Origin of the sequence: Conyzicola sp. (assembly GCF_046714715.1) — a bacterium.
Classification (GTDB): Bacteria; Actinomycetota; Actinomycetes; order Actinomycetales; family Microbacteriaceae; genus Conyzicola.
The window spans coordinates 1-6,760 of record NZ_JBKKAD010000136.1 but is presented as its reverse complement, the minus strand read 5'-3'; the positions used below and the strand labels follow the sequence as shown (position 1 = coordinate 6,760).

Genomic DNA, 6,760 nt, shown 5'->3' with positions numbered 1-6,760 from the left:
GGCGGCCCGCGGCGCGCAGCTGCTGCGTGAGCGGCTTGTTCGCCTCGAAGACCTGCAGGCCGGCGACACCCTCGATGTTCGGCAGGAACTTGCCGCCGTCGTCGACGGAGATGATGACGGGGATGCCGGCCGCGGCACAGACCAGCTGGTCGTCTTCGCCGTAGGCGGGCGCCTGGTGAACGATTCCCGTGCCCTCGCCGGTGGCGACGTAGTCGGCAACGAGGATCTGCCAGGCGTTCTCGGTGCCGTACTCGTCGGTGTCGGCGTAGTAGTCCCAGAGCCGGTCGTACTTCACGCCGTTCAGCTCGGCGCCGAGCACGGTACGGGATACGGCGGCCTTCGCAGCATCCGCGCTCTCGTATCCGAGCTCTTTGAAGTAGGCGCCGACGGTGTCGGCGGCGAGCAGGTAGCGCGACTCGCCCTCGACGGTGAGGATGTCGCCGGCGACCACGCCGCCGACGGTCGTCGCCCCGACCGGCACGTGGTCTGCGGCGCCGTTCGGGCCGCTCGGCAATACCGCGTAGTCGATGGCGGGCCCGACGGCCAGCGCCATGTTGGTGGGGAGGGTCCACGGGGTGGTCGTCCAGGCGAGCGCCTTGACGCCGGTGAGACCGAGCACCTCGGCCTTGGCCCCGACGAGCGGGAAGGTGACGGTGACCGTCTGGTCCTGGCGCATCTTGTAGACGTCGTCGTCCATGCGCAGCTCGTGGTTCGAGAGCGGGGTCTCGTCGTGCCAGCAGTAGGGCAGCACGCGGAAGCCCTCGTAGGCGAGGTTCTTGGTGTGCAACTGCTTGAACGCCCAGATGACGCTCTCCATGAACGTCACGTCGAGCGTCTTGTAGTCGTTCTCGAAGTCGACCCAGCGTGCCTGGCGGGTGACGTACTGCTGCCACTCGTCGGTGTACTTGAGCACCGACTCGCGGGCCTTCGCGTTGAAGGCCGCGATGCCCATCTCTTCGATCTGGCTCTTCTCGGTGATGCCGAGCTGGCGCATCGCCTCGAGTTCGGCCGGCAGACCGTGGGTGTCCCAGCCGAAGCGGCGGTGCACCTGCTTGCCGCGCATCGTCTGGAAACGCGGGAAGAGGTCTTTCGCGTACCCGGTGAGCAGGTGGCCGTAGTGCGGCAGGCCGTTGGCGAACGGCGGGCCGTCGTAGAAGACCCACTCGTCGGCGCCCTCGCGCTGCTCGACCGAGGCGAGGAAGGTGTCGTCGCTCGCCCAGTAGGCGAGTATGCCCTCCTCGATGGCGGGGAAGTTCGGCGAGGCGGGAACGCCGGCCTTGGCTGCCGCTCCTGTCGGGTCGGCTGCTCCTGAACGGGCGTTGCGTGGGTAGGGCATCTCACTCCAGATCGGTCTGTCATCTGAACGAGGACGCCGACCTTGCAGTCTGCGCGGTACCACCCCGCTTGCCGGCGTGTGAGCGCCGACCGCTTGTTCTTTGGCTGTGACGGGCCAGTCCCGGCCGGTTCTACCGAGGCCGCGAGGCCCGTTCTTCCGGCGACTCCCCGGTGATGGCCGGATCGGTGTCTGTTCCCCCATCCTACCGGGCGGGCAGGCGCGCCGCACGGGTGCATCATTGACCAATGGCGAACGTCTCCCTCACCGTTGTGCTGGCGTTCTTCGCCAACCTCGTCGTCGCGCTCGGCAAGTCTTTCGCGGCGGCCCTCACCGGCTCGGCCTCGATGACCGCGGAGGCCGCGCACTCGTGGGCCGACGTCGGCAACGAGATCTTCCTGCTCGTGGCCGACCGCCGTGGCAGCGGCCGCGCCGACAAGCGCCACCCGCTCGGGTACGGGCGCGAGGCCTACTTCTGGTCGACGATCGCCGCCTTCGGCCTGTTCACCGCGGGTGCCGTCGTGTCGATTTGGCACGGCATCCAAGAGCTCATAGACCCCGAACCCGCCACCGACTACTGGATCGCCTACCTCGTTCTCGGCGTCTCGGCCGTGCTCGAGGGCGTCTCGTTCGCGCAGGCGCTGCGCCAGTCGCGGGCCGGGGCGAAACAGCGGCGCGTGACCACCCTGCGGTTCGTGCTCGGCACCTCCAACCCGACGCTGCGCGCGGTGTTCGCCGAGGACGCCGCCGCGCTCGTCGGACTGGTCATCGCCTTCGCCGGCATCCTGCTGCACCAGATCACGGGATCCCCCGTCTTCGACGCGATCGGCTCGATCCTCGTCGGAGTGCTGCTCGGCGTCGTCGCCGTCGTGCTCATCGACCGCAACCGCCGGTTCCTGGTCGGGCAGGGCGCGGGCGACGAGCTGAACCGCACGGTCGTCGACCTGCTGCTCGAGCGGCCGGCCGTCGACCGGGTCACCTACATCCACCTCGAGTACGTCGGGCCCGAGCGGGTGTTCCTCGTTGCCGCCGTCGACCTGCGCGGCGACGACACCGAGACGCACGTGGCGATCGTGTTGCGGCGGCTGGAACGCGAGCTGGAAGAGAACGAGCACATCGAAGAGGCGATCCTCACCCTCTCGACGCCCGACGACGCGTCGCTCTAGGAGACGTCGCGCTAGTAGACGTTGCCCCGGCCGACGTCGTCGAACGCGGCCCGGATGCCGGGGAACACCACATCGACGCTCTCCGCCAGGTAGCCCTGCAACGGCGAGCGCCCGATTCCGGCGCGGGCCCACGTGATCCACGCCGCCGAGACCGCGCCGGCGAGGGCGTTCGCGCTCGTTCGTACGAGCAGGTCGTCGGGATGCCGGGCACTGCGCGCCGCGAAGAACGCCGCGTAGATGCGGGTCTGGGCGGCGATGCGCAGCAGTCCCGACTGCACGACCTCGTCGGCAGCGCCCATCACCTCGCCCTGCGTGAGCGCGAGCGGAACGCGGCGTTCGTCGAAGTCCGCGGCGAGCGCGAGCAGCACGTCGCACACCGAGTCGAGCGAGCCGGAGACGGATGCCTCGGCGCACGCCTCGCGCAGGGAGTCGATCACGCGGTCGACCTCGAACCAGAGCAGGTCGCTCTTTGCGCCGAAGTAGTTGAAGAACGTGGCCCGGCTGACCCCGGCGCGCGTGGTGATCTGGTCGATGGTCGTTCGGGCGTAGGTGTTCTCGATGAACAGTTCCGCCGCGGCATCCTCGATCATCTGTCTCGACGACACCTTGGGGCGTCCGACGCTCGCCTGCTGTCCTGCACTGGTCTGCACGATGCTCCCCGCCGTGATTAGATACTGTACTGAGTCCAGAAACAAGGCTACCCACCTCGAAACCCTCCGAGAAAGACCCTCGTGAACCGCACTTTACCCTCCCTCGCTGCCGCGGCATCCGTCATCCTGCTTATCGCGGGGTGCACATCGACCGCCCCCGCCAACACCGAGCCCGTGTCGGGCGGCACTCTCGTCTACGCCACGGGCGACGCCGAGCCGACCTGCCTCGACCCCCACGTCGGCGGAAACTACCCGCAGGCCCTCGTCGCGACGCAGTACCTCGAGTCGCTCGTCTCGAAGGACGCCGACGGCGAGATCATCCCGTGGCTGGCGACCGAGTGGAGCGAGGCCGACGACGGTCTCAGCTGGGAGTTCACGCTGCGCGACGACGTGACCTTCACCGACGGCACCCCCCTCACCTCAGAGGCCGTCGCGGCCAACGTCGCCCACCTGCAGAACCCCGAGACGGGGTCGTCGACGGGATACCTCGCGCTGCAGAACGTGACGGGAGTCGAAGCGGTGGATGACACGACCGCACGCATCACCCTCAGCCAGCCCGACAGCGGTCTGCTCGATTCGCTCAGCCAGCCGTGGCTCGCGATCGAGTCGCCGACCGCCCTGCAGCGCACGGCCGAGGAGAACTGCGAGAGCCCGGTGGGCACCGGCCCGTTCGTCGTTACCGCGTGGGACCGCCAGCAGTCGATCACCCTCGAGCGCAACGACGACTACACCTCGCCTCCCGCCGACGCCGCGCACCAGGGCCCGGCCTACCTCGAGAGCATCGAGTGGCGCTTCCTGCCCGACTCGGCCTCGCGGTACGCCGCGCTGCAGTCCGGCACGGTCGACGTGATCGACAACGTGCAGCCCGACACGATCGTCGCGGCCGAGGGCGAAGACGCCATCGAGGAGATCAACGCCCCCCGCCCCGGCGCCTCCAACCGCATCGAGCTCAACTCGAGCAAGGCGCCGTTCGACGACGCGCTCGTGCGTGAGGCGTTCATCCGCTCGGCGAACGTCGACGACTCGGTCGCGAGCCTGTTCTTCGGCACCGCGGAGCGCTCGTACTCGGCGCTGTCGAGCGTCGAGTCGTTCGGCATCTCGAAGCCCGAACTGTTCGAGTACGACCAGGAGGCGGCCGCCGCCCTGCTCGACGAGGCCGGCTACACCGAGACCGACGCCGAGGGCTACCGGGTAAAGAATGGCGAGCGCCTCGAGGTCGACTTCCCGGTGAGCACCAACCAGTCGATCCCTGCCGAGGTGTCGCTCTTCGAGCAGCTGCAGTCGACCGCCAAGGAGGCCGGCTTCAAGGTGAACCTCGAGCCGCTCGACCTCTCCAGCTGGTACGGGGCGCTCGGCGAGAACGACTACGACCTGGTGAGCGCGCCGTACACGAAGGTGGGCGCCGACGTGTTGCGCATCCTGTTCGACTCCGACGGCACCGTGCCGGCACCGAGCGGCTACTTCGCCAACCACTCGCAGGTGAAGAATCCCGAGCTCGACGCGCTGCTGCGCGGTGCCAACGAGACCTCCGACGACAGCGAGCGTGCCGACCTCTATGCTCAGGCGCAGGACATCATCCTCGGCGGGTTCTACATCCTGCCGCTCTACGACCAGCAGAACCACTACCTGCTGCGTTCCGACGTGAAGGGACTGCGGGCCATGCCGACCGTGTCGACGCCCACGCTCTACGACGCATGGCTGGATCGCTGAGCGTCGATCTCGTCGCCGCCCAGCCCCGCGCGGGGGCTGGCGGCCGCCTGATCCGGTGGGCCTTGCTGCGGCTGGGCGGAGTGCTCTTCGTGCTCTGGGCCGTGGCGACGATCACCTTCTTCGCGCTGCGGCTCATCCCCGGAGACCCCGCCGAGGCGATCCTCGGCGGTCCGGGTTCGCAGGCGAGCGCCGAGGCCCTGGCGCAGGCGCGGGCCGACTACGGTCTCGACCAGCCGTTGTTCACGCAGTACCTCGTGTACCTCGGGCACCTCGCGACGGGCGACCTGGGCACCTCGTACGCGCTGCGGGAGCCCGTGGCATCCGTCATTCTCACCAACCTGTGGCCCACCCTGCTGCTCGCCCTGCTGTCGCTCGTCGTCGCGCTGGCGATCGCCCTCGGGCTCGCCGTCTGGGCCACGCGCGGCGGCCGCCTCGGTGCCGGCGTCGGCTCGCTGCTCGAGATCGTGGCCGCGGCCGTGCCGCACTTCTGGCTGGCCATCTCGCTCATCCTGCTGTTCTCCACGACGCTCGGCTGGCTGCCGCCGGTGAGCGTGCCCGGACCGCTCGGCCTCGTACTTCCGGTGCTGACGCTCGCGATACCGCTCGCCGGGTTCCTCGGCCAGGTGATGCGCGAGGCGCTGCTCGACGCGATGGACTCGCCGTTCGTGCTGTCGGCGCGGGCCCGCGGCGAGGGCGACGGCGGTGTGTTCTGGCGGCACGCGCTGCGGCACGCGGCCATCCCGGCGATCGGGCTGGTCGGCTGGGCGTTCGGCGCGCTCATCAGCGGCGCGGTCGTGGTCGAGACGATCTTCGCCCGCCAGGGCCTCGGGCGCAGCCTGCTCAACGCCGTGCAGAGCCGCGACGTGCCGCTCGTGATCGGCGTGCTGCTCGTGGTCGCCCTCGCCTACATGCTCGTCACGACCCTCACCGACCTGGCCGACCGCGTCGTAGACCCGCGGTTGAGGCGAGCATGAGGGCGCGCGAGATCGCGGCCGTGGCCGTGATCGTCTTCCTCGGGGTCGCCGCGCTCGCCCCTGGCCTGCTCGCGCCGGGAGACCCGCTCGCGATCGCGCCGCTCGACGCGTTCCGCCCGCCGTCGCTTGCGCATTTTTTCGGTACGGATGAATCGGGGCGCGACATCTACACGCGGGTGGTCCACGGCACGGGCGCCTCGCTGCTCATCGGCATCGCGGCTACCGCGATCGGGCTCGGGCTGGCCGTGGTGTTCGGGCTACTCGCCGGGTTCGGCCCGCGCTGGCTCGACTTCGGCACCACCCGGCTGCTCGAGGTGCTGTTCGCCTTTCCGGGGCTGCTGTTCGCGCTGCTGTTCATCGTGGTCTACGGCCCGGGCGTGGTGACCTCGACGATCGCCGTGGGGCTCTCGACCGCCCCGGGGTATGCCCGGATCATCCGGAGCAGGGTTATCCAGGTGCGCACCTCGCCGTATCTCGAGGCCGCCCTCGTGCTCGGGCGCGGCGGCCCGACCCGCATCGCCCTCCACGTGCTGCCGAACGTGGCGGGATCGCTGTTCGTGCTCGCCACCCTCGGTATCGGCCAGTCGATCGTCTGGGCCTCGTCACTCAGCTACCTCGGTCTCGGCGCCGTGCCGCCCGCCGCCGAGTGGGGCGCGATGCTCTCCGCCGGGCGAACCTACGTCACGTCCTTCTGGTGGATGACCTTCTTTCCGGGGCTGTTCATCGTGCTGACCGCGGTCGCCGCGACCCTCCTCGGCCGCGGACTGCAGGATCGGATCCGTTCCTCGTGAGCGCCCTCGTCGAGGTCCGCGATCTGACCGTCCGCTTCGGCGCGGCGTTGCCCGCGGTGTCCGGACTGTCCTTCCAGATCGAGCCGGGCGAATGCCTCGGCATCGTCGGCGAGTCGGGGTCGGGCAAGAGTGTGAC

Annotated in this window: 6 protein-coding genes; 4 read left to right on the top strand and 2 right to left on the bottom strand. The window is 69.5% G+C overall.

All coding sequences use genetic code 11. The annotated features are described in order from the left end of the window. The coding region (locus ACLQ6X_RS10100) for a class I tRNA ligase family protein (RefSeq protein WP_411700035.1) at positions 1 to 1,336 on the bottom strand (1,336 nt) is incomplete at its 3' end. A 245-nt stretch (positions 1,337 to 1,581) separates the two neighbouring features. Here ACLQ6X_RS10100 and ACLQ6X_RS10095 point away from each other — a divergent pair. Beyond that, positions 1,582 to 2,499 (top strand): cation diffusion facilitator family transporter, encoded by a 918-nt coding sequence (locus tag ACLQ6X_RS10095; protein ID WP_411700034.1) that lies wholly within the window; start codon positions 1,582 to 1,584, stop codon positions 2,497 to 2,499. Positions 2,500 to 2,510: 11 nt separating this feature from the next. Here ACLQ6X_RS10095 and ACLQ6X_RS10090 read toward each other — a convergent pair whose 3' ends face one another. Continuing rightward, positions 2,511 to 3,149, bottom strand: a complete 639-nt coding sequence (locus ACLQ6X_RS10090; protein ID WP_411700033.1) for a TetR/AcrR family transcriptional regulator — start codon at positions 3,147 to 3,149, stop codon at positions 2,511 to 2,513. An 81-nt stretch (positions 3,150 to 3,230) separates the two neighbouring features. On the opposite strand from ACLQ6X_RS10090, the gene ACLQ6X_RS10085 reads away from it, so the two are divergent. The 3 genes from ACLQ6X_RS10085 to ACLQ6X_RS10075 are packed head-to-tail and all read left to right on the top strand — an operon-like array spanning position 3,231 to position 6,624. Then, positions 3,231 to 4,859, top strand: coding sequence for an ABC transporter substrate-binding protein (locus ACLQ6X_RS10085; RefSeq protein ID WP_411700032.1), 1,629 nt, complete (start codon positions 3,231 to 3,233; stop codon positions 4,857 to 4,859). After that, positions 4,844 to 5,833, top strand: coding sequence for an ABC transporter permease (locus tag ACLQ6X_RS10080; protein ID WP_411700031.1), 990 nt, complete (start codon positions 4,844 to 4,846; stop codon positions 5,831 to 5,833). Before ACLQ6X_RS10085 ends, ACLQ6X_RS10080 begins: the two co-directional genes overlap by 16 nt. Further along, the gene (locus ACLQ6X_RS10075; protein WP_411700030.1) at positions 5,830 to 6,624 is read left to right on the top strand and encodes an ABC transporter permease; all 795 of its coding nucleotides are present in this window, start codon (positions 5,830 to 5,832) and stop codon (positions 6,622 to 6,624) included. Before ACLQ6X_RS10080 ends, ACLQ6X_RS10075 begins: the two co-directional genes overlap by 4 nt. Positions 6,625 to 6,760: the final 136 nt, after the last annotated feature.

Excerpts from the sequence above, each read along its gene's own strand:
- ACLQ6X_RS10080 (WP_411700031.1), top strand. The coding sequence starts at position 4,844 with ATGGCTGGATCGCTGAGCGTCGATCTCGTCGCCGCCCAGCCCCGCGCG.
- ACLQ6X_RS10095 (WP_411700034.1), top strand. The coding sequence starts at position 1,582 with ATGGCGAACGTCTCCCTCACCGTTGTGCTGGCGTTCTTCGCCAACCTC.
- ACLQ6X_RS10075 (WP_411700030.1), top strand. The coding sequence starts at position 5,830 with ATGAGGGCGCGCGAGATCGCGGCCGTGGCCGTGATCGTCTTCCTCGGG.